23 protein-coding genes, 2 tRNA genes, 1 rRNA gene and 2 pseudogenes are annotated in these 23,255 nt (G+C 35.2%); 7 read left to right on the forward strand and 21 right to left on the reverse strand.

Features of this window, described 5'->3' with window-relative positions; translation table 11 throughout:
• Window positions 1–10: 10 nt before the first annotated feature.
• The 5 genes and pseudogenes from nikA to H7K77_RS14195 form a co-directional block, all read right to left on the reverse strand.
• Window positions 11–1,636, reverse strand: a complete 1,626-nt coding sequence (gene nikA, locus H7K77_RS14175) for a nickel ABC transporter substrate-binding protein (protein ID WP_186578510.1) — start codon at window positions 1,634–1,636, stop codon at window positions 11–13.
• Between the two features lie 268 nt (window positions 1,637–1,904).
• A pseudogene (locus tag H7K77_RS14180) lies at window positions 1,905–2,433 on the reverse strand (transposase); the annotation flags it as partial.
• Window positions 2,434–2,646: 213 nt separating this feature from the next.
• Entirely contained in the window at window positions 2,647–3,879 is a 1,233-nt protein-coding gene (locus H7K77_RS14185) for a Fic family protein (RefSeq protein ID WP_186578534.1), read from the reverse strand.
• An 850-nt stretch (window positions 3,880–4,729) separates the two neighbouring features.
• Window positions 4,730–5,488 (reverse strand): SDR family oxidoreductase, encoded by a 759-nt coding sequence (locus H7K77_RS14190; protein ID WP_186578511.1) that lies wholly within the window; start codon window positions 5,486–5,488, stop codon window positions 4,730–4,732.
• A gap of 67 nt (window positions 5,489–5,555) precedes the next feature.
• A complete protein-coding gene (locus tag H7K77_RS14195; protein ID WP_186578535.1) occupies window positions 5,556–6,992 on the reverse strand; it encodes a DHA2 family efflux MFS transporter permease subunit in 1,437 nt (478 codons plus the stop codon).
• 336 nt (window positions 6,993–7,328) lie between these two features.
• On the opposite strand from H7K77_RS14195, the gene H7K77_RS14200 reads away from it, so the two are divergent.
• Both H7K77_RS14200 and H7K77_RS14205 read left to right on the forward strand, forming a co-directional pair.
• Entirely contained in the window at window positions 7,329–7,739 is a 411-nt protein-coding gene (locus H7K77_RS14200; RefSeq protein WP_186578512.1) for an Rrf2 family transcriptional regulator, read from the forward strand.
• Window positions 7,740–8,050: 311 nt separating this feature from the next.
• Complete coding sequence (locus H7K77_RS14205) at window positions 8,051–8,611, forward strand: hypothetical protein (protein WP_186578513.1); 561 nt, start codon at window positions 8,051–8,053, stop codon at window positions 8,609–8,611.
• A gap of 735 nt (window positions 8,612–9,346) precedes the next feature.
• Here the strand turns inward: H7K77_RS14205 and H7K77_RS14210 are convergent.
• From H7K77_RS14210 to H7K77_RS14220, 3 genes are all read right to left on the reverse strand, one after another.
• Window positions 9,347–9,736, reverse strand: a complete 390-nt coding sequence (locus tag H7K77_RS14210) for a hypothetical protein (protein WP_235988943.1) — start codon at window positions 9,734–9,736, stop codon at window positions 9,347–9,349.
• Between the two features lie 313 nt (window positions 9,737–10,049).
• Complete coding sequence (locus H7K77_RS14215) at window positions 10,050–10,358, reverse strand: helix-turn-helix domain-containing protein (protein ID WP_186578514.1); 309 nt, start codon at window positions 10,356–10,358, stop codon at window positions 10,050–10,052.
• Between the two features lie 29 nt (window positions 10,359–10,387).
• The gene (locus tag H7K77_RS14220) at window positions 10,388–10,543 is read right to left on the reverse strand and encodes a helix-turn-helix domain-containing protein (protein WP_186578515.1); all 156 of its coding nucleotides are present in this window, start codon (window positions 10,541–10,543) and stop codon (window positions 10,388–10,390) included.
• Between the two features lie 159 nt (window positions 10,544–10,702).
• On the opposite strand from H7K77_RS14220, the gene H7K77_RS14225 reads away from it, so the two are divergent.
• Both H7K77_RS14225 and H7K77_RS14230 read left to right on the forward strand, forming a co-directional pair.
• Window positions 10,703–11,260 (forward strand): helix-turn-helix domain-containing protein, encoded by a 558-nt coding sequence (locus H7K77_RS14225; RefSeq protein ID WP_186578516.1) that lies wholly within the window; start codon window positions 10,703–10,705, stop codon window positions 11,258–11,260.
• Window positions 11,261–12,445 (forward strand): annotated as a pseudogene (locus H7K77_RS14230) (site-specific integrase). It abuts the gene before it with no gap.
• Between the two features lie 77 nt (window positions 12,446–12,522).
• Here H7K77_RS14230 and groL read toward each other — a convergent pair.
• Window positions 12,523–14,154 carry a chaperonin GroEL gene (gene groL / locus H7K77_RS14235; RefSeq protein WP_186578517.1) on the reverse strand — a complete coding sequence of 544 codons (1,632 nt, stop codon included), beginning with the start codon at window positions 14,152–14,154 and terminating at the stop codon, window positions 12,523–12,525.
• 65 nt (window positions 14,155–14,219) lie between these two features.
• Window positions 14,220–14,504, reverse strand: a complete 285-nt coding sequence (gene groES, locus H7K77_RS14240; RefSeq protein ID WP_186578518.1) for a co-chaperone GroES — start codon at window positions 14,502–14,504, stop codon at window positions 14,220–14,222.
• Between the two features lie 273 nt (window positions 14,505–14,777).
• Between groES and H7K77_RS14245 the strand changes: the two genes are divergently transcribed.
• Window positions 14,778–15,488: a CPBP family intramembrane glutamic endopeptidase gene (locus tag H7K77_RS14245; RefSeq protein WP_186578519.1), complete on the forward strand. Its 711-nt coding sequence runs from the start codon at window positions 14,778–14,780 to the stop codon at window positions 15,486–15,488.
• Here the strand turns inward: H7K77_RS14245 and H7K77_RS21735 are convergent.
• Window positions 15,474–15,599, reverse strand: coding sequence for a hypothetical protein (locus tag H7K77_RS21735; RefSeq protein WP_328701133.1), 126 nt, complete (start codon window positions 15,597–15,599; stop codon window positions 15,474–15,476). The two genes, H7K77_RS14245 and H7K77_RS21735, sit on opposite strands and share 15 nt — an antisense overlap.
• On the opposite strand from H7K77_RS21735, the gene H7K77_RS21740 reads away from it, so the two are divergent.
• Window positions 15,598–15,705, forward strand: coding sequence for a hypothetical protein (locus tag H7K77_RS21740; protein ID WP_328701132.1), 108 nt, complete (start codon window positions 15,598–15,600; stop codon window positions 15,703–15,705). The two genes, H7K77_RS21735 and H7K77_RS21740, sit on opposite strands and share 2 nt — an antisense overlap.
• A gap of 33 nt (window positions 15,706–15,738) precedes the next feature.
• On the opposite strand, the gene H7K77_RS14255 is transcribed toward H7K77_RS21740, so the two are convergent.
• Entirely contained in the window at window positions 15,739–16,383 is a 645-nt protein-coding gene (locus H7K77_RS14255) for a redox-sensing transcriptional repressor Rex (protein WP_186578521.1), read from the reverse strand.
• A gap of 245 nt (window positions 16,384–16,628) precedes the next feature.
• On the opposite strand from H7K77_RS14255, the gene H7K77_RS14260 reads away from it, so the two are divergent.
• A complete protein-coding gene (locus H7K77_RS14260) occupies window positions 16,629–18,569 on the forward strand; it encodes an ABC-F family ATP-binding cassette domain-containing protein (protein ID WP_186578522.1) in 1,941 nt (646 codons plus the stop codon).
• Window positions 18,570–18,749: 180 nt separating this feature from the next.
• Here the strand turns inward: H7K77_RS14260 and H7K77_RS14265 are convergent, their stop codons facing one another.
• From H7K77_RS14265 to rrf, 9 genes are all read right to left on the reverse strand, one after another.
• The gene (locus tag H7K77_RS14265; protein ID WP_222599374.1) at window positions 18,750–18,929 is read right to left on the reverse strand and encodes a hypothetical protein; all 180 of its coding nucleotides are present in this window, start codon (window positions 18,927–18,929) and stop codon (window positions 18,750–18,752) included.
• A gap of 238 nt (window positions 18,930–19,167) precedes the next feature.
• Window positions 19,168–20,196, reverse strand: coding sequence for a tRNA (adenosine(37)-N6)-threonylcarbamoyltransferase complex transferase subunit TsaD (gene tsaD / locus H7K77_RS14270; RefSeq protein ID WP_186578524.1), 1,029 nt, complete (start codon window positions 20,194–20,196; stop codon window positions 19,168–19,170).
• Complete coding sequence (gene rimI / locus H7K77_RS14275; protein WP_186578525.1) at window positions 20,193–20,639, reverse strand: ribosomal protein S18-alanine N-acetyltransferase; 447 nt, start codon at window positions 20,637–20,639, stop codon at window positions 20,193–20,195. Before rimI ends, tsaD begins: the two co-directional genes overlap by 4 nt.
• Window positions 20,632–21,339 (reverse strand): tRNA (adenosine(37)-N6)-threonylcarbamoyltransferase complex dimerization subunit type 1 TsaB, encoded by a 708-nt coding sequence (gene tsaB, locus H7K77_RS14280; RefSeq protein ID WP_186578526.1) that lies wholly within the window; start codon window positions 21,337–21,339, stop codon window positions 20,632–20,634. Before tsaB ends, rimI begins: the two co-directional genes overlap by 8 nt.
• Window positions 21,336–21,791 carry a tRNA (adenosine(37)-N6)-threonylcarbamoyltransferase complex ATPase subunit type 1 TsaE gene (tsaE, locus tag H7K77_RS14285; protein WP_186578527.1) on the reverse strand — a complete coding sequence of 152 codons (456 nt, stop codon included), beginning with the start codon at window positions 21,789–21,791 and terminating at the stop codon, window positions 21,336–21,338. Before tsaE ends, tsaB begins: the two co-directional genes overlap by 4 nt.
• Before the next feature lie 8 nt (window positions 21,792–21,799).
• On the reverse strand, window positions 21,800–22,774 hold the full coding sequence (thiL, locus tag H7K77_RS14290; protein ID WP_186578528.1) for a thiamine-phosphate kinase: 975 nt from the start codon (window positions 22,772–22,774) through the stop codon (window positions 21,800–21,802).
• Between the two features lie 128 nt (window positions 22,775–22,902).
• Window positions 22,903–22,979, reverse strand: a tRNA-Asp gene (locus H7K77_RS14295).
• A gap of 59 nt (window positions 22,980–23,038) precedes the next feature.
• A tRNA-Met gene (locus tag H7K77_RS14300) sits at window positions 23,039–23,115 on the reverse strand.
• Between the two features lie 52 nt (window positions 23,116–23,167).
• Window positions 23,168–23,255 (reverse strand): 5S ribosomal RNA (gene rrf / locus H7K77_RS14305); the annotation flags it as partial.

A 23,255-nucleotide genomic window follows, 5' to 3' on the forward strand; every position in this document is an offset into this window, starting at 1 on the left:
CTCCTGTCTCTTACTCGTTTACACTAATTCCTGTAAACGGATGCTCATCTCGATTAGCTGGGAACGTGAAATCCGAAACATTCTTTTGATGAATTGCTATTTTCTTAATATAAGATATAGGTACAATTGCACCTTGCTCTTGAAGTGAGCCTAAAATTGTTGTATATAACTGTTGACGTTCATTTTCATCCGTTGTTTGCTTAACTTCAGCTATTTGATTTAGTAACTCCTCTTTATTAGGGTAAGATGAAATGGCTTCTTTAAACCCAAATCCGTCTGTAGCAACGATGTTCACGTAAGTATGTGGGTCATATGGAGCCCCATAGTTACTGAAGAAATTCATATCAAATTCATTAGCTTTGAATCTTTCCACTTGAGTGGTAAGCTCTACTCCAACAATGTTTAACTTCACACCTAATCCTGCCCACTCAGATTGTAATGTTTCAGCCATTAATTTCTGTATTGACTCAGCAGAGTCGTACATTAATTCAAATTCAAGTGGTTTACCATCTTTTTCACGAATATCTTTACCTTCTGGTAGTTTCCAGCCTGCTTCGTCTAATAGTTGTTTCGCTTTTTCAACATTATAATCAACTGTCGTTGCATCAACATTCGAAGTGTATGGAAAGTTTGTTGGTAAGATATAGTCAGCCTTCTCTTCCAATCCAGATGTTACACCTTCAACCATTGCTTCCTTATCAAACCCATAATGTAATGCTTGACGAACACGTAGATCCGAAAGCTGCTCTTTATTTGTATTCATCACTAGCTGTCTAGTAGCAACTGGCTCAGATACACTAGTTTCATAGTTTTCTGTCGATTGTAATTGTTTGAATGCATCTAAGTTAATAACTCCCTCACCATATATAAGGTCTAAATCACCTTTTTCAAAAGCAAGTACACGTGTTTCAGCATCCGGAATAACTTTGACATGAATTTTCTCTACATTTGGAAGTTCACCCCAGTAATTTTCATTACGTTTAAATATGGCATATTCATCTACTTTATATTCATCCAATACCCATGGACCTGTTCCAACTGGCTGTGCTATACCTTCTGAAGTGTCACCACTTTCAGGAAAACCAGCTTCTCCAAGGAATCGGACTGGGCGTACAACAGCTAGTTCTTGAATAGTAGGATAATAAGGTTCCTTTAATGTTAATTTAAAGGTATGCTCATCAATGACCTCTGTTTGAGCTATCTTCGGAATAAATCCTAACCAACTATGCAAGTCTATATTGGTTAATATAGTATCAAAATTCTTCTTAACAATCTCTGCATTAAAGCTTGTCCCGTCAGAGAATTTTACATCTTGACGTAAGTTGAATACATATTCTGTCCCATCTTCAGAGATCTTCCAAGATTCTGCTAAATGTGGTTTTAGTTCTCCCCCATCTTGGTAGCTAACTAAAGGTTCATATACCATAGATTGGGCGAATAATTGATTTGGATTATAGACATGTGGATTCAATGCACCTACATCCCTTGGCCAAGCAAAAGTAATCATATTACTATTTTTACTAGTAGATTCTGTACTTTCTTTTGTTTCACTTGAACATCCTAGTAAAGTAATTGCTAAAATAAGAATGATTGCAGACATAAGTGAAATTCGTTTTTTATTTATTTGATTTGGCATACAAATTACCCCTCTCTAGATGAAACTGATAACCATTATCAATTGTATGGTTTGAATATATGATTGTCAATTGTTTTCAGACTTTTTTGATACATGGAAATTTTTTACTGAGGTGCTTAAAATAGTTTGGGATAGAGCTTCGTTACTTACGAAGAAGAGCATTAGAAAGTAAAAGAAAGATTTATTGAAAAGGAGTTACTGATAATATAGAAAGAGGCTTAATTATGCTTCTAGTTCTTTATGAGGACCAGCACTGTGACTAATGATTGGACTCATTGACAGTTGTTTTCTTTTGTTTAAATTGAGCAATGGTGTACTTGAAAACAAGTCCTTGTTCTTTTATTATACGCACAATACGGCGACGTGAAACTTGCTAGCCTTTCTTAGATAGCTCCTTCTTTATCTTGGTCATCACGGATTTTGGCTTCATAGTAGTACGTACTTCTTGGAAGTTGTAAGACAGCGCACATTGCTGATACAGCGTATTTGTGACTGTTATTACAAATCACAGCTAACTTTCGTCTCATGATCAGCGCGGCTTGCTTTAAAATATCATTCTCCATTGCAAGTCTTTGATTTTCTTTACGGAGTCTGATTAACTCCTCCTGTTCTGGAGTTCTGTTGTCTTTCTCTTCAAAAGATCCAGTTGTTTTATGTTGACTAACCCACTTATCAAAGGCAGAAGGCGTTAGCTCATATTCTTTGATAATTTCATTTCTAGGTTTACCTGAAAGGTGCAGCTGGACGATTTGTTCTTTAAACTCTTTCGAAAATGTTCTTCTTTCTCTTTTGACCATACTTGACTCTCCTCCGACATTAATTGAATTAAGTTTATATGCCCTTAACGAATCTGTCCAACTAAGTGTAATCTATCCAAAGCTTCCCTCAAGTTGATAAACTGATGAGAAGCCTCTTTTTAAATTTCTTAATTTAAATTATTTAATAACTCGTTCATCTCAAATTATTCAACAACTATATCAAGATTGTGTTTTAAGTTATACATAAAATTATTAGATAACCAAAATACTCTCCAAGAATTCGTCAGTCACTTTATATTCTTTAGGTCTTTGTTTAACAAATTTAACATATCCTTTATCTTCTAAGTTACTCATTATTTGGTTTACTTTATACCTTGATTTATTGGATATTTCCATCAGCTTCGTTACAGGAAAACTTGCATCATCATTTACAAATACACTAAGGTGAGTCATAATTCGTAATAATTCCGCTTCCTCAATCATCTCATCCCAAGTATTACTTATAAATGATTCTTTAATCCTCTCTATTTTGGACAAATTCATTTCTAAGTCTTCAATAATTCCTTCTTGCCCCGAGGAGAGCAACTCTAGCATATCTATTAAATAAAAGGTCATTTCACCCTTATTTAAAGGAGAAGGAATTTCTTCAAGAGCTTTATAATACTTTGATTTGTTCTTATTGACGGCATATGAAAAAGTAATAGCTGAATATCTCTCTAAATGACTTGATAAGTAACTACACGCTAATAAACGTCCTGTCCTTCCATTACCATCATAAAAGGGATGTATATACTCATAATAATAATGTGCAACCATGTACCGGTATAATTCTGAATGTTGTGCGTTATCAAGATAATTGATTAATGCATTTAGTGACTCAATAATTTTAACTTCCGAACTAATACCTATTTGAGTTGTTTTTGTTCCGTCATTTATCTCTACATACCCTTTTCTAAATAATTCACCATCAGGTTCATCATCTTTATCAATTTCATCTGAAACTAAATCATCATATAACTTTCTAAAATCAGATATTTCTGTAAAGGGTTTTATTTTATCAATATACAAGTAAGTTTTCATTAGTCCTTTAAACCTTTTACGTTTTTTGTCTGATCTTACTAAGTCACCTAATACTTCTTTTAATTCCTTCTTGGTACTACGAATACCTTCTATTTCATTATTACTTTGTGCTTCATTAACAATTAGTTTATGGAAATAGGGTTCTACAACGAAATTAGGAAGCTTACTAATTAATGAAGAAATCTTTGAACTATTTATCAATACTTGGTTATTTAACGACATTAATTTATGGGTATTTACATAAAACAATTCGTAGGATTCATTATTACTTTGCCCTTTTTTAAAACCTCTAATTGTTAAAGGAGTTAAATAGCTACCGTAACTATTTTTTCTTTTATCTATTTCTTTCTTATAATATTCATTACCTTCTTTATAAAAAATCTTTGTTAATTTTTCATATTCCATCATTATCACCTCTCTTATTTTAAATAATCGCCTTTTTTTAAAATTATATAACTGCATATTTATATTTTTCAATAAAAGTTTAATTATTTTTTAATTAATTACTAAATATAAACAAATTATTCTTAGAAATTATTTTAAGAAAGGTCTAATTAACCTATTGCACAGTATGAAGTTTACTACGAACATGTTAGTTACTTTATTGTCTTTTCCATTTGGGAAATTAATTTTTTTAAAAGTCAACAAAGTTGGCAGATATTAATGGCTGCCATCTAAGACCGACTAAGCAGAAATGGTAAGTAGATTAGCCATTAACGCTTTGATTTTAACCAGAAGTAGCAATAATAGTTAATCACGCAGTAGGTCTCACCTCATCTGCAAAAGAAAAAGGCTTCCCAAAAGTTTAATCAACTAATGAGAAGCCTCTTTTATATATCTGATGTTAGCACTTTCTTATTAAATAACTTATAAACCCTTATATATCAAGGGATTGAGCGGTCATTACATCATGCCGACCCTAAGGTGAGAGTGTGTAATTTCTTTAACTTGATGTGCTTAGAGTGCGTTATATCAAGGTTTTGTTAAATTATTACTATAACATCTTTAACAGGATTTAACCCTTTTTTACTTGTTGCGTTAGCAAAATGTTAGCATTTCTAATTATTCTCATATGGAGTTATACATCTTATATTTCTCATCCTCTTGCTTCTTCTATTAAATATTTGAACAAATAAGTTGAGTATTTTCAATGAAAACTACATATATCTGTTAGGGATTAGAATCCTTCATATAAAATTCGAAAGAAGAATTCGTTAAACAGATGCGACCAAATTTTTCAAGAGATATACAAGTGTTAATACGCAGTCCATCCACCATCGACAGTAACTGTAGTAGCATTAACGAAGCTAGCATCATCAGTAGCCAAAAATAGTGCTACTTTTGCTATTTCATCTGGTTGTGCCAAACGCGGATTGGTTGCCATTCCAGGTCTTGATTGCCCCAAACCAAACTCACTTACATTAGTCAGTGTAGCAGCGATATTTGTCTCCACACTTCCTGGAGCTACTGCATTACATCGCACACCACTTTTAGCATACATAAAACCAGTATTCTTAGTGAAACCAATAACAGCATGTTTAGATGCTGTATATGCTGCACCCGCACGACCTCCTTGAAGACCGCCATTTGATGCAATATTGACAATTACGCCTTTATTTTCATTCAAGAAGATAGGCAATACCTTTCTAGTCGTACGCATAACAGCTGTTGAATTAACTGCAAAAACTTTTTCCCATAAATCATCTTCCATTTCAGCGGCAGGAATAAAATTATCCATAACCCCAGCATTATTAACTAGAATATCTACTGTTCCAAAGGTATCTACTGTTGTATCGATTAGTGCTTGTACATCCTCTTCAATTGCTACATTCGCTAATACAGCAACAGCCTCTCCGCCCTTAGATTTAATTTCCTCCACTGTTCCTTCAGCAGTTTCCTTATTAATATCTGAAACCACTACTTTCGCACCTTCATCTGCATAAACAGTGGCAATCGCTTTCCCCATTCCAGATCCTGCACCTGTTACTACTGCCACCTTATTTTTTAGCTTCATTAAATCACCTCGTTAGAGTTTTTTAAATAGATAAATGTTAGGAATATATAAACTTTAAATTTTCTTTTTATGCCTTTGATTCGCTTAGCTTTTTAAAAGCTGAGCTAGTTTCTTCTTCCAATACTTGTTTGTTATTCTTGATAAAGAAAGCAAGTAGCAAACTAATTACTGCAATTATAATAATAACAAAGTAGGCATCATTTACTCCTTGAATCGAAGCTTCTATTATCATATGTTGTTGTGGTTCCGTATTTGTTCCACTATTGGCGATCAAGCTCTGAAGGTGGGTATTGGTTCTAGTGGTCATGACAGTAACCAGTAAGGAAGTTCCAACCGCCCCAGCCACTTGCCTAATGGTATTCCATATTGCAGAACCATGTGCACTAAGGCTAAGCGGTATCTGATTTAAACCAGCAGTTTGAATTGGCGTAATGAGTAAGGCCATACCTATACGACGCCCAGTAGACATTAGAACTAGATATGAAAAACTGGTAGAATCCGTTAAAAACGCAAAAGGTATTGTGGTAGCGATTGTAATAACTATACCGATAACAGTAATCCATTTTGCCCCGTATCGATCGAAAAGCTTGCCAGCAACCGGGCTAAGAGCCCCCATTAAAATTGCTCCAGGAAGCATCAGCAAACCGGATTCCATTGCTGTATAATCTCTCGCATCCTGAAGATAGAGAGGTAGTAGTATCATATCTGCATACATGATAATGGTAATTCCAATATTGATAATGTTAGTCAAGGTAAACATCCCGTACTTAAAAGTCCTGAGCTCAAGAAGTGGTTCTGCTGACACCAATTGCAGCCAAGTAAACAAACCAAGTGCAATAATCCCAACACAAAAAGAAACAATTACTACTGTACTTGACCAACCCTCATTACCAGCAACGCTAAAACCGTATAATAAACCTGAGAAACCTATAGTTGACAAGATTACACTATTAAAGTCAAGCTTTGCTGGAGCCGTTTCTGACACATCTTCTAGATAAAAATGGGCACCAAGTATCACTATCGCCACGATCGGAATTAGACCATAAAACATTGCTTGCCAAGAAAAAATATCAATTACATAACCAGCGAGAGTAGGTCCGATCGCTGGAGCAAAAAGAATTGCCAGTGAGACCATCCCCATTACTGTACCTCTTTTTGCAGGAGGATAAAGTTTCATAATAACATTATAAAGTAACGGAACAATAATTCCTGCCCCCGCAGCTTGAACTAAACGTCCTACCAATAGCAACGGAAAGTTAGTGGCGACAGCTGAAAGAATGGTACCGACTAGGAAAATAATCATGGAACTTTGAAATAGCTGTCGAGTTGTAAATCGTTTCATAAAAAATGCAGTGATTGGAATTAAAACCCCATTTACTAACATATAACCCGTAGTTAACCATTGAGCTGTTGCAGCTGAAATTTTAAGGTCTGCCATTAATTCTGGAGTTGCGACACTCATGATTGTTTGATTAAATGCTGTGAGAAAAGTACCCAAAATCATAAGAAATACAATGACTTTCTTCTTGATAGGGGGATTCTTTGTTGTATTTTCCAAGCGATCTTCTTCCTTTCTTTTGCTTATGTCTAAAAAACATACACAAACAATCTAACTACATAGCTTTATAATAACTTTTTAGAGAATAAACCTATTTAACGGCTAAGAGAATATTCTTTTCGTATGATGGTAAACCCCCAATACATTTAATTGTGATTTTTTATCACAATTAAATGTTATCAAATAATCTTTTGCAAAGTCAACTATTTTTTCTTTAATTAAACTACAAGGATTGGTAAAATATCATAGTTAGGAATAATTTTCATCTTAGGAAGTGAAAACATGAAATCGCATTTACAATTTGGGTATTTAGGAAATACAACATTTTTTGTTGCTTTGAAGTCCTTAGCTATATTAGCAAATTCAAAAGAACTTGTAACAAGTATCACACTTACCGAGAAACTGGGTATAGAATCAAGTTTTATACGTAAAGTGTTAGCTAAATTAATGCAATCACAGATTGTGGAAGGCTATAGTGGTCGCTATGGTGGTTATAGACTTTTAACAAAACCAGAAGAAACAACTTTATACGATATCTATATTGGTCTAATAAACGATACTAATAACAACGCAGAACCATCTAAGTTAGATAAAACAGACAAGCTAATTTTGTCTATTCTTTTAGAATCTCAAGAGGAAACCGAAAAAATTCTAAAGAAATATACACTTAGTTATATATCACAGCATATGTAAGGTTAAAGGTAAAAACTTACTATTCTAATTATACCTTCAACTGGATGGGCTGCAGTAGTAGCTCCAATCATAAAATCATCTCTCCATTTTTTCACATGTGTAATTCCTCCCCCCATTAATTGTTGTCTGAATTAGTCGATTTTTCCCAACTTAGTCTAAAGGATTATTTGTTATAATAAAAATAGACCTACATAAAAGACAATTATCAGCAAATTAACTTTTATTGGTGGTGGTCTATGGGGGAAGTTGCGTTTTTCGATCACGATGTTTATTTATTCTAAACTAGAAAACTATTAGGAGGATGTTGTAAGATGAAGATATGGAAAAAGTTTACCTTTGTATTTATGGCCACTGTATTATTCGTCGGAATAGTTGGAAGTTCAGTATCAGCCCAAGTGTCACCTTCTAAAAAAACAAATAAAAGCAACTTAACACAAGAGCAAATAGTATTGTTGCAAACTGTCTCTAATCACCTAGAGAATTACACAGATTCAGAAGGAAACAAGCAAATTAAAATCGTCAATAAAAATGAATTAGCGCATAAACTTAAAAACGTAGACACTTCACTTAACCTTGGACAATTACAATCAAGCATCAATAAATTTAATCGTTATATGGCAGACGGTGACAATGTAGTAACGGAAACGGCTGATAACATCGCACAAGAAATGAAAGACAATATGAATGGGCAACAAGGTGGAGTCTCTACAATGGGCTTTAGTTGTGGTGATGCCCTTACAGCTATAGGGTTAATCCATAGCGGTTCTTATTCTGCCGCTGCTTATCTTTTGGGTATCACTGGACCAGCAGCAGTAATCGTTCCACTTCTTGTTTCAACCGTATACGGAATAGCTTCGATAGCTTGTGAATAACATCAATGGTTTATTACTATTCATGTAAAGGAGTTTGTGAGATATGACCATAACACCTAAGAATTTTCGATACTCTTACATTTTTCTTGTTATTTCGCTTATTCTTTTTTCAACCTCTTTTTTATCTTATGACAATGCCTTAATCATAACAATTTTATTTTTATTACTCGTTAATATTACTTGCTTTTCAAACGAGTACCTGGTAATCAAATATTATCAAAAAAACCAACAGAAAAATCCTAATAAAGGGTATGCGCTATTAGTTATGATTCAGGTGTTATTCACTTTATTGATATTCGGTGTGTTTAAGTTCTTTTTTTAACTTAATCATAGAGAAAATCAATACTTAAAAATCACATCCCAAAAACGGGATGTGATTTTTTTAATACACTATTTGATCGGTTATTAATTTACTTTTTTGAACCGTATTTGTTATTTTTTTGGGTAATCGGATTATTTGGTGAAAATATCTTCCTCATTACTAATTGATACTTTCATAGGTTAGTCATTCATGTAGCGCAAGACAAGCGTTACACACACAATGAATTTAATTTCGCCTGCCAGCGATTAAATTATTTTATTATTTAAGTGTATTTGGCATTTAATTTTTGAATGAAATGGCAATCAGCAGTATAAGTATGGCAGTATGATGATTCATATCCATGATAACTTGACATGGGGCCTCTGTGGTAAAGGTGAAAAGCAATAGGGCAAGGGTTGGTCTTGTTTGGCAATTTAGCCTACCATCACCACTTCTCCATGTAAAGTTGTATTTATGCAGGAATTATTGCATACACCCGATTGCCAAAGGGTACATTTATTAAATGCCATAAACAATTTAAGACTTTCAATTCTCTTATTTTTATTAATGAATTTTATAATATCCTCACGATTGACGAGCACCTTACCTTCTAACTCAATAACTGATAAACCAAGTTTCTCTAATTTTTGCAAATCCCCAAAGGAAATACCGATAAACTCACAACATTGCTTTTTCGTCATGTACCTTCCTGCGCCACTTTCTTTTTTGGCAGCTTCAAAAGCTTCTTTGCTTAGTTCATAAAATAATTCAAAGTAATTACTCTTAAACTCATCCGAGACCTGTAGTGGTATAAACCCCTCCATAAGATTTTTCCCTACCTTCTTTTTACTTACCAATAAAATTCAAGGGGTATTCAATTCTAAATTCGGGCATAAAAAGGCCCTCCCTGCTGTATAAGAGCAAAGAGGGCAAAAGCTTGATATATAAAAGTATATTAACACTTTGAGATCTGTGGTGCACGACGTGCTTTCTTAAAACCGTATTTCTTATGTTCATTAATTGCCTCCTCATAAGCCCTTATCTCTAGTTCCTAATTTTTTTTGGAAACATTCCTTGACACAGATCTTATGTGGCTTGCATGCGTTCTTTTAGTTCTTTGATAGCATGGGCCATTATTTATATATTCCCTTGTAATTTTGTAAAAAATTTTAAATCATTGTTTGTGGCTGTCATGCTAGCTGTCATATCATCCAGAAATTGATCTACTTCTTCCTTCTTGAATAAGTATTTACTACCTACTTTGTAATACTTCAAACCATTTTTAATTAAACGATCTTCTATAATAGGCTTGCTGATGTTTAGGTAATCTGCTAACTCTTTGTAGGACATAAAATATTTTAGCTTAGCCAATTCCTCAACTCGTTCATTAATTGCTTTTTCTAACATTTCATTAACGGTTTTTTCATCTATTTGAACGTTAAACAATTTAATCCAGCTCCTTTAAATTATTTTTGTCACCTATTGGCGCCATTGATAGGTAAAAAATAAGTAAAACTAGGTAAAGTTCTATCGTTTTCAATATCAACGTAATAACTTCTTGAAATTCCAATTTTTTGAGCTGTTTCTTTTTGTGTCCATTTGCTTTTTTGACGTTCCTCTTTTAATCTCATCTAATAAACTGCACTGCTTTAAGATACATTTTTTACTCTACTTTCAAACTCTATCGGCGTCATTTCTTAAGTTTATTATCCCATATATGGAAAATATAGTAAATAAAATGTTTGCTATTGGCGTCATTTTTGGTATTATTAAGACATGGAGGTGAACCTATGGAAATAGGCGGTAATATCAAAGTGATACGAAAAGAGCGAAAACTTACACAAGAACAACTCGCTAAAGTAATGAATTTATCACGTTCATATTTAAGTGATTTAGAAAACAATAGAAAAAATCCAAGTTCTAAAACGATTGAATTATTAGCCGAAAAATTAAATGTTTCTATGCTTTACCTTACAACTGGCAAAAAGACTTTAAACGACCTTGATGATAATGAATTAAAAAAACAAATTGAATTTGTTGGAGATAATATTAAGGCTGAAAATTATAATGTAAGTAAATTTGTCAAAAAAAGTCTAAAAGAGCTGTCTGATAGTGAATTAGAATCCATAGTTAGTCAGTACCTCGCAAACGTATTAATTTTTCTTCGCACTTCCAATGAGGAAGAACTTAGAACTTTAACAGTTTTTATTGTTCAATTAATTAAAAATAGAAACATCGGTAAGCATGAATATACTAACCAAGAAGAATTATTAGAATTTATTGAGGGGCTAACAAAAGAATTCAAGGATTTTTTAATACATCATTTCCACTATAAAGCAGGTGATTAAATGGCATACCTCTACAAACAAGGAAAAAAGTGGGCTTATCGTGCTTACGCTGGAAAAGATCCCATAACTGGTAAAGATAAACAAACTAGTAAGTCGGGCTTTTTGACAAAAAAAGACGACCAACTTGCTGCTGCATTATTTGAAAGACAATTCCATAATAATGAATACGTTCAACCTTCAAAAATAACATTCAATGTATTATGTGATGATTGGGAAAAACACTACACTTCGTCACAGGGCGCGAAAGAAAGTAGTTTAAGGGCAAGAAAAATAGCATTGAAACATATTAGGGATGAGTTTGGCAATACAGCAATACAAAGAATATCAAAGAAAGCATACCAGGATACAATTGACAAATTGGCTAATAAATTCAGCACAAACTATGTTTCCAGTATTCATACCTCTGCCAATATGGTGTTTGAGTATGCAAAAGAGAATAAACTCATTAAAGAAGTACCAACAAATAACATTAAGCTACCTAAGAAAAAGAAAACCGTTGCTGATCTTGAAAAAGGAGATTCTATACAAGAGAAATTTCTTGAAAAAGAAGAATTAGGTGAATTTCTAACTGTTGCTAAAAATGAAGGCTTAGAGGGTGATTTACTTACTTTCACATTACTTGCTTATACCGGCTTAAGAGTGGGAGAAATGGTTGCTTTAAAGTGGTCTGATATTGACTTTAATAACCAAACCTTAAGAGTAATCAGAACCTATTACAATCCAACTAATAATAAATTAAAATACCAATTGCTTACACCAAAAACAGAAACATCAATCAGGACCATAAGTATAGATCCAACTGTAATTAATTTGTTACAACTTCACCAGGGACAACAAAACATCAACATTAAAGAGAATGGGCCGTTTTATCACGATAATAATTTTGTCTTTGCAACTAATGAAGGTTATCCAAAAACAATAAAGGCTATCTCCAATAGGTTGCTACGGCTGCTAAAGAAAACTAAGATTAAAAAAGATATTACACCACATTCCTTTAGGCATACTCACACCTCTTTGCTTATTGAAGCTAACGTACACATAAAGGAAATACAGGAACGCTTAGGACATAGCGATATTACTACGACTATGGATATATAAGCCCACATGACAAAGAACATAAAAAAAGAGGCTTCCACTAAGTTTGGTAACTTAATGAAAGACCTCTCGCAAAATCTAATTGATTAAAAACATGAGCAAAAGCATGAACATAGACAAGACCGAAGCTCTGTAAACCCTTATATATCAGAGTTTGCAGGTCTTTTTTACATCATGCCGCCCATTCCGCCCATGCCACCCATGTCAGGCATGCCGCCGCCAGCATTTTCTTCAGGGATATCTGCTACTACTGCTTCAGTAGTTAAGAACATTGCTGCAACAGATGCTGCGTTTTGAAGTGCAGAACGTGTAACTTTAGTTGGGTCAACGATACCGGCTTCAATCATGTTTACCCATTCGCCAGTTGCTGCGTTGAATCCAACACCAACTTCTTCGTTTTTCAAGCGTTCAACAACGATAGAACCTTCTAGTCCTGCGTTGTGCGCGATTTGACGAACTGGTTCTTCAAGAGCACGAAGTACGATAGACGCACCAGTAGCTTCGTCACCAGTTAGGTCTAATTCTTTTACTTTGTTGTAAACGTTTAGTAGTGCAGTACCACCACCAGAAACGATACCTTCTTGAACAGCTGCACGAGTAGAGTTCAATGCATCTTCAATACGTAGTTTACGTTCTTTTAATTCTGTTTCTGTAGCAGCACCAACTTTAACTACTGCAACACCACCAGAAAGCTTAGCTAAACGCTCTTGTAATTTTTCTTTATCGAATTCAGAAGTAGTTTCTTCTGATTGTGCACGGATTTGTGCAACACGAGAAGAGATTTTTTCTGGATCTCCAGCACCTTCAACGATTGTTGTGTTTTCTTTTGTTACCACAACTTTAGTTGCACGACCTAATTGCTCGATACCAGTGTTCTTAAGCTCAAGACCAAGATCTTCTGTGATTACTTCTGCACCTGTTAATGTAGCAATATCTTCTAGCATTGCTTTACGACGGTCACCAAATCCAGGAGCTTTAACTGCTACTGCATTAAATGTACCACGAAGTTTGTTCACAACTAGAGTTGCAAGAGCTTCGCCTTCAACGTCTTCAGCGATTAAAAGAAGTGGTTTACCTTGTTGTACTACTTGTTCTAGTACTGGTAATACTTCTTGGATGTTGTTGATTTTCTTGTCAGTGATTAAGATATATGGATCATCAAGTTCTGCTTCCATTTTATCTTGGTCAGTAACCATGTATGGAGATGCATAACCACGATCGAATTGCATACCTTCAACCACTTCAAGCTCAGTAGAGAACCCTTTAGATTCTTCAATTGTGATAACACCATCGTTACCTACACGTTCCATCGCTTCTGCAATTAGTTGACCTACTTCTTCATCAGCAGAAGAAATTGCAGCAACTTGTGCGATAGACTCTTTGCTTTCAATCGGTTTAGAGATGTTACGTAATTCTTCTGTTGCTACTTTTACAGCTTGCTCAATACCACGACGTACGCCTACTGGATTTGCACCAGATGCTACGTTTTTCAAACCTTCTTGGATCATAGCTTGTGCAAGTACAGTTGCTGTTGTTGTACCGTCCCCAGCAACATCGTTTGTTTGAGATGCAACTTCAGCAACAAGCTGAGCACCCATGTTTTCGAAATGATCTTCTAGTTCGATTTCTTTCGCAATAGTAACACCATCATTTGTAATTAGTGGTGAACCATATTTTTTATCTAAAACTACGTTACGACCTTTTGGTCCTAATGTTACTTTAACAGCGTTTGCTAATGTATCTACTCCACGCATCATAGCACGGCGAGCGTCTTCACTAAATTTAATTTCTTTAGCCATGTATAAAGCCCTCCTTAGTCAATTTAGGTTAGATTATGATATAAAAACTCTGTACTCCGCAATAATTAGCCGATTACAGCTAAGATGTCACTCTCACGAAGAATTAAGTATTCTTTTCCTTCATATTTAACTTCTGTTCCTGCGAATTTGGAGAAAATGATCAAGTTACCTTCTGCAACTTCTGGAGCAATTTTTTCTCCATTTTCTGTTACACGTCCTGAACCTACTGCAACTACCTTTCCTTCTTGTGGTTTTTCCTTTGCAGAATCAGGAAGTACAATCCCACTTGCTGTTTTTTCCTCTTGTGCCACAAGTTCAATAATTACACGATCACCTAGTGGTTTTAGCATTTAAAACCCTCCTTAAATTGTTAGTAAATAAATTGTTTTGATTTTTAGCACTCGCCTTTAATGAGTGCTAACACAATTATTATAATAATTAATTGTATTTGATTTTGCAAGCAATCTAGTTTATTTTTTTTTCGACGTTTTTTTCACTTGCTACCATCCGTTAATCACCTATAATACTTTGGACTAACTATTTCAATTCTATTCTATTTTTGTGTTAAAATACGTACAATGAAGTAAAATATGTAATTACTTTACAAAAGGAGTCGTTGCTTTTTGCCAAGAAGATATTGGTATGTTATTTTAACCTACCTATTAATGCAGTTATCTGGTGGAGTTGTTGCACCTTTTATAAGAAAATTACCAATAGATCCAACAACAGCTGGTGTCGGATGGAGTTTAATAAGCTTTATAGGAGCCTTAATCATTACTTTGTTTCTGTTAAGGCAAGATATGAAGGAAGGTAGTGTACGTGGTGCATCAAACATAGGCAACACGGTATTATGGTCGTTCCTTGGCATCATACTAGCTTACATGGCGCAATATGTAACAATTATAATAGAAGTATTTATCTTGGGTATCGAACCTGGCTCCAAAAATACAATGGACATTATGAGTATTGCTAGAGCAGCCCCTATCTTCATTGTGATTGTTTCCGTTATTGCTCCAATTTTGGAAGAAATCATTTTCCGTAAAATCATCTTTGGAAGTATCTATAAGCGTACGAATTTTATTCTTGCGGCAATTGTCTCTGCATTAATATTCGCCTTAGTACACGGTGATTTCACCCATACATTAACCTATATGGCCATGGGTATAGTCTTTGCCTTTCTTTATGTACAAACAAAGCGAATTATCGTTCCTATCATTGCACATATGTCGATGAATACCATTACGGTTATCGCACAATTAAATATGGATGAGAAGAAAGTGAATGAAATGTTAGAACAGTTGGAGAAGCTTCAAACAATATTAATAGGAGGCTAATCGTACAATGCGAACATCCCCACTGTTTATGGCTTCCTTGTACTTTGGTATGGGAGTCGTATTCACATACATAGCAATCCAGTCGGTAGAGGATACACTTTGGAATTTCATGACACTCCTCCTAGCCTTTTTTGCTACATTAGATTTTGCAGTGACAATAAGACTTGTAAACTTGCATTTCAAAATTAAACGCGCAAAGTCAAAAAATAAACAATAAAAAAACAGCTATCTGACAGGATAGCTGTTTTCTTTATTGTTCTTCATTTTCTAATGGGTAATGTTTCATAAAGTAAACTAACGATTGTAACTCTACCGCAAGGTCAATATGATGGACACGGACACCTTCTGGTACAGTAATTCTTGCTGGAGTGAAGTTTAAAATAGCTGTCACACCAGAACTAATTAGTCTTTCTGTAATGTTCTGTGCTTCAGATACCGGTACGGTTAGAATTGCTACTTTCACCTTCCCGATTTTTTCTTCTAAATCATCAATGTGATGGATTGGGATATCAGCTATTTCTGTTCCAACTTTACTCTTATCCGCATCAAAGGCTATTTCTATTTTTGTATTATTATTTTTGGTAAAGTTATAATTTAAAAATGCAGTTCCTAGGTTACCAACCCCAATAAGTACTACAGGTGTATTCTCGTCCTGGTCTAGAGTTTTTCTAAAAAACCCTAACAAATACTCTACATTATATCCATACCCTTTTTTACCTAGTGCACCAAAATAGGAGAAGTCCCTTCTTATTGTTGCCGAATCAACTTTAACAGCATCACTTAATTCCTTGGATGATACTCGTAGCTTGCCTTGGATATGTAAGTTATTTAAAAAGCGATAATATAAAGGTAATCTTTTCGCCGTCGCTTGTGGAATTTTACTTTGATCACTCATCCTAATTTCCCCTTCTTGTTTATTAGTTTGACCAGTACTCTTATATTTATTTTGATAACATTCTCTGTTAGCGCATCCATTTTTTATCTTAATATTATCAGTGTTTCACAAATAATGCTATTTAGTTCTACTCTATTTTACCAGATATTTATCATAATGTCGTGAGTAGTTTCACAGTCTTCCACTATCATTTGCTTGCTAGTTTTAAGAGGGTTACGATAAACTGAATTTATGAGGTGAAACTAATGATCTTAATGCAAGTAAACAATCTAATGAAACGATATGGAGCAGAATTAATTCTTTCCAATATTAAAATAGAAATTCAAACGAATGATCGAATTGCTATAGTCGGTAGAAACGGTGCAGGTAAGTCTACCTTGCTAAAAATTATTTCTGGTCATCTTTCATACGATGAAGGAGATATTCACAAACCAAAGGATGTTAGCTTGGGTTATTTAGCGCAAAACACAGGCCTAGAATCGAGCCAAACGATTTGGAATGAGATGCTAACAGTGTTTGAAGACTTAATAAAAAAAGAAAAAGAGCTACGTCGAATGGAGCAGCAAATGGGGGATCCAGACTTCATAGCAGATCAGGATGCTTATCAACAGTTATTAGAAAGCTATGATAACAAGCAGCAATCCTTCAAGATGGAAGGTGGCTATCAATACGAAGCAGATATAAAATCCGTATTAAACGGTCTACACTTTCAGGACTACGATTTAGCAACGCCTATTGATGAGTTAAGTGGTGGCCAAAAAACAAGACTTGCCCTTGGGAAACTATTACTAACTAAACCAGATATACTCATCTTGGATGAGCCTACTAACCACCTTGATATTGAAACACTAACATGGTTAGAAGGATATTTAAACAGTTATAGCGGTGCTGTCGTAATTGTATCTCACGATAGGTATTTTCTAGATAAGACGGTTAATATTGTCTACGAGATTTCACGAAATCAGTCCAATAAGTATATCGGTAACTATAGTAAATATTTAGTTCAAAAAGCAGCGAACTATGAGCGTGACAAAAAACAATTTGATAAACAACAAGCAGAAATTAAACGATTAGAAGACTTTGTCCAGAAAAATATAGTTCGTGCCTCGACAACCAAGCGAGCTCAAAGTAGACGAAAACAGCTAGAAAAAATGGATCGGTTAGATCGACCTAGTGGAGATGAGGCATCTGCAAAGTTTTCCTTCGATATTAATAAAAGAAGTGGAAATGATGTACTAAAACTAAATGATTTAACTTTTCGTTATGAGGATAACGAGGTTCCAATCTTTACGAACCTAACTTTCGATGTTTCTAGAGGTGACAGCATCGCATTAGTTGGTCCAAACGGTGTTGGTAAAACGACACTACTGAAAACAATAGTAGGAGATTTGAAGCAAAGTGATGGAAAAATCCAAATCGGCACGAATGTTCAAATCGGTTATTACGATCAGGAGCAAACAAATCTAAATACCAATAAAACTGTATTAAATGAGCTATGGGACGATTACCCGATGATGAATGAGAAGGATATACGAACCGTCCTTGGAAATTTCCTATTTTCTGGTGACGATGTTTTAAAAATGGTTTCCTCGCTAAGTGGTGGCGAGAAAGCACGTCTATCTCTTGCTAAGTTAATGATGGAAAAATCAAATTTATTAATTCTAGATGAACCAACCAACCATTTAGATTTAGACAGCAAAGAGGTTTTAGAAGCTGCACTTATCGATTTCCCCGGCACTATATTATTTGTCTCACATGACCGCTATTTCATTAATAAAATTGCCACGCAGGTTATAGAGATGCAGCCAAAGGAAACTACTGTTTTTCTTGGTGACTATGATTACTATTTAGAGAAAAAACAAGAAGAAGCAGAGCTATTACAATTAGAAGCTTTAGCTAAAGCTGATAAAGAGAAAGTAGTAGAAACAAAGACGAGCTTTGAGCAAGATAAAGAGCTCAAAAAAGAACAACGGAGGATTCAGCGACGTATAAGTGAGATTGAAAAAGAAATTGAGCAAATCGAACTTAAAATAGAAGAAATCGAAGAACTTTTATGCCAACCTGAGGTTTATCAAGATCATGAAAAATCTTTGGAGCTAACTACAGCTAACGAGCAAAACAATAATAAATTAGAAAAGTTAATGGAAGAATGGGCAGAATTACATGAATCAGATAGCGATCGTTGAATCGCTATCTTTTTTTAGTTTTATTGCAACAGTCATTGTTGAGATATATCGTGCTACTTCGGAATATCTCACCTAATGAAGGAGAAAGTTCATAGAAATCACTTAAAAAGAATACTTAGTAGGGAAAGCTTTCTATCAACCACGTAAAGAATAAGTTCTATTTCCCCAAAATAATTAGGATTAAACGTCATTCTTCCTTTTTTTATCGACAGATGCTGCTGAATTACATATCCATGTCACAATCCGTCGTTCCCTGGACGCAATGTGAATAAGCGAAAACTTATCCCAATCTTCCACAGGTTTATCCACACAAAATTGTTTATTATACCAGTTTTCAACAGCTTTATCCCCACAATCCACATTTTTTCTATTAGTTATACACAAAAGTTATCCCCACTATAAACACTGATATCACGCATCTGGGGATATGTTCATCCACATTTTTATTTACCAGCTGTTGATAAATGTTGTATTTTGTAGAATATGGTAGATAGTCTACAAATGGCGCCTCCTTTTCCCTAAAATTTTAGACATATATATTTATTAAACGTAGTTATACACATAAAAAGAGCCACCAATCTGGCAGCTCTCCTATCATTTATTCTTTTCGTAGTGAATATCTCTCTAAGCTCAGAGATGGATTCGCATTTAAGTCCCAGCCAGCTCGATGTCCCTGCTCATATGCAATACTTCCAGCAGCAGCAATCATCGCTGCATTGTCTGTACAGAGACTTAGAGGTGGAACGATTAACTCAACATTTTCATCCTTAAATTTCTCTTCTAAGGCACTTCTCAAACCTTGGTTAGCGGCAACCCCACCTGCAACAATGATCTGTTCAACGTTATATTCCTTCGCTGCCTGATAGGTTTTTGTTGTTAGTACCTCTACTACACTAGCCTGAAAACTTGCAGCAACATCTTCCTTAGGGATCACTTGGCTTCGCTGTTCCGCATTATGTAACTTGTTAATGACTGCCGATTTTAATCCACTAAAACTAAAGTCATAGGATCCATCTTCTAACCATGCACGAGGAAAGTCAATCGTTGGTTTTCCCTCAGATGCTAACTTATCGATTTGTGGTCCTCCTGGATAAGGAAGATCTAACGTTCTTGCAACTTTATCGTACGCTTCACCAGCTGCATCATCTCTTGTTTCTCCTATAATCTCAAATGATCCATGTTCGCGCATAAGTATTAATTCGGTATGCCCACCAGACACCACTAAAGCTAACAGCGGAAACCTAAACTCTTTTAGTAACCTGTTCGCATATATATGTCCGGCGATATGATGTACACCGATTAAAGGCTTGTCATTGGCAAAAGCTAATGCTTTCGCGGCATTTACACCAACTAATAAGGCTCCCACTAGCCCTGGACCCTCTGTAACTGCTATTGCATCAATATCATCAATACTCATATTGGCCTTCTTAAATGTCTCTTCTAAAACCAATGTCATCTGTTCAACATGATGTCTTGACGCGATCTCAGGAACCACCCCACCAAATCTTTTGTGACTTTCTATTTGGGAAGCAACTACATTTGCTACTATCTGATTGCCATTTTTTATAATGGCAGCAGCAGTTTCATCACAACTTGTCTCAATACCTAAAATGTACTGTTCATTCATAAATTCACCCACATAACTATAGCATCTTCATTATTATCCGTATAATAGTTTTTCCTAACTCCCCCAGGAACTAAACCAAACTTTCTATATAAGCCTTGAGCAACTATATTAGACTTTCTTACTTCTAAGGATAATCTTATCGCACCTAGGGTTACGGCCTGATTAATGACATATTGAAAAAGTGCTGCACCTAATTTATATCCTCTATATTGAGGGGAGATAGCAATATTAGTAATTTGCGCCTCATCTATCACAACCCATAATCCACAGAATCCGACTATCTGTTCCATCATTTCAATAACAAAATAATTAGCATATGGATTTTCTGTAAGTTCTTTCTCATAAATATCTTTTGTCCAAGGTACTGCAAAGGAGGATTCTTCTATGACAGCCACTTGATTGATATCTTCTCTTGTCATTCTACGTATAATTACTTCAGGCATTTTTCCTTTTCTCCTGCTCTTCTAACCACTTTGCTTCAGCTTCAACTAACCTTAAATAATTTGGTGTTAAAGTATGGACATTATCAGGCTCTCTTGTAGCACCTGCTAGCCCCAATAATGCCGGTCTCGGTAAATGATACGGGCTATCGGGAAAAATGGCTAGATCACCCATGTGTTGCTCAATTAGCGATCGATGTACCTCTAGATCTTGACTGAGAAATACAGTTGCTTTCTTTTCCTTAGCTAAGTCCATTAACCAGTCCTCAAACAATGTGTTTGTTTCTGGTTTTAGTAATTGTAATCTACCATGTTCGTCTGTCTGGTATAGCCCCGTATACACCAGACCGCGACGAGCATCAAAGAACGGACAAATCAACTGGTTAAATGATGGCCATTGATATGCCACTACCTCTAGGCTCGATACAGCAACGATCGGTATATTAAGTGTCCAAGCCATTGTTTTAGCCGTAGATAACCCTATACGGACACCTGTGTATGATCCAGGTCCTTTTGCGACTACAATTCTATCTAAATCATTTGGTTTCAATTGTGTATCTTTCATAACCTGATCAATTGCGGGCATTAGACGTACTGAATGATTGTTTTTTACAGTAGTCATATACTCACCGATTACTTTTCCATTAGAAATTACAGCAACACCCATTGTTTGATTGGATGTATCTAAAGCAAGAATATTCATCTAGCTAACTCCTTACATATCTGATCAAAATGATGCCCTCTAGGATTCAATGTAATAACCCTTTGATAGTCACCCTTTGATTGAATTGTTATATCTAATCTATGTTCAGGTAAAAATTCTTTTATAAAGCTTGCCCATTCAATTATCGTGATGCCAGGACCATCAAAGTATTCCTGGAAACCAATATCCTCATCACTATTTTCTAGTCGATAAACATCCATATGGTATAGTGGTATTTCGCCCATATATTCCTTTACAATTGTATAAGTAGGGCTATTTATCGTTCTAGTTATACCTAAGCCAGCACCAATTCCTTTGGTAAAGGTTGTTTTCCCTGCACCTAAATCGCCTTCTAAAGTAACTACATCCCCTGGACTTAGTAATAAAGCTAACTTTCCAGCTAACCGTAATGTTTCCTCTGTTGTTTCTGTATTAAACACATAACCTTCCATTTTATCACCTATTTTAAATGAGTATAACCAGATTTGTTTAGTACCTTTTTTTCATTTCCTTCATAAAGAAATACTTTACCGTTAGTAGAAGGATTAGAAGATACATAGCCTACTTCTGTGACTGGTGTTCCTGCAGCCTTCGCGATAGTCTTTACAAGGGGCCAGTCTTTTTTCGCTACTGTACCTATTAACTCATAGTCTTCACCACCAGAAAGCATCCAATCCATTTGCTGTTCTTTTGTAAACATTAAAAGATCTTTATGATTAGGAAGTTGTTCATAATATAAATTCATGGTGACAGAAGAGGCTTGAGCAATCTCCAACGCCTCACTTGATATACCATCACTTATATCGTTTAAAGTTACTCTTGATAATCTTGCTAAACTATTAGCAAACTTTACCCTTGGTGTGGGCATTCTATGTCTTTCGATTAAATGAGTGAATTCACTTTGATTATAGCTTGTTTTATTTAACAATACATGTAAACCAGCTGCTGAATCACCCAATGTACCAGTTACAAAGATAATATCGTCCGTCTGGGCATTTTTACGATATCTTGCTTTATTATTCTCAACAGTACCTATTATTGTAATAGAAACTACTAGCTGATCACCAGAGACGGTATCGCCACCAATTAAATCCATTCGGTACTTATTTGCTAGCTCAGACATTCCTGAATAGATTGCATGTAGGTCTGTTTCAGTCCAATTGTTTGGTATTACAATCGAAACTAAATAATAAGTAGGTACAGCCCCCATAGCGGCCATATCACTTATATTTGCTGCTAGTGCTCTGTAACCGATATGGAAGGGATCCATTGTTTCCCTCTTAAAGTGAATACCCTCAACCATCGTATCAACTGAAGTAACGATATCGTTATATGGTTGTCTAAAAACTGCGGCATCATCACCTACCCCTTTTAATAATGAAGATTGTCTATAGTTCTTTTGTTGAATTGATTTTATAAAGTCAAACTCATCCATGTTTAAACCCTCACTAAAGAAAGAAATATTAACTATATCATAGCAAAAACAGACAAATAATGAAAAAAAATTTTATGATAAAGAAAAGACCTTAGGAAACATCCTAAGGTCTTTGTATTTAATATGTATGGCGGTCCGGACGGGACTCGAACCCGCGACCTCCTGCGTGACAGGCAGGCATTCTAACCAACTGAACTACCGGACCATTGATTTTTTGCATAACAAAAATATCTTTCATTATTTACACTTTATTTGTTAAATAATTGGTTGCGGGGGCAGGATTTGAACCTACGACCTTCGGGTTATGAGCCCGACGAGCTACCAGACTGCTCCACCCCGCGTTAATGTTAGTAAACACATCCGTGTTACTAATTATAATATATAGATAATACAGCTTGGCGGCGTCCTACTCTCGCAGGGGCAAAGCCCCAACTACCATGGGCGCTGGAGAGCTTAACTACTGTGTTCGGCATGGGAACAG

It is taken from the genome of Aquibacillus kalidii (assembly GCF_014280935.1).
Taxonomy (GTDB): domain Bacteria; phylum Bacillota; class Bacilli; order Bacillales; family Amphibacillaceae; genus Aquibacillus_D; species Aquibacillus_D kalidii.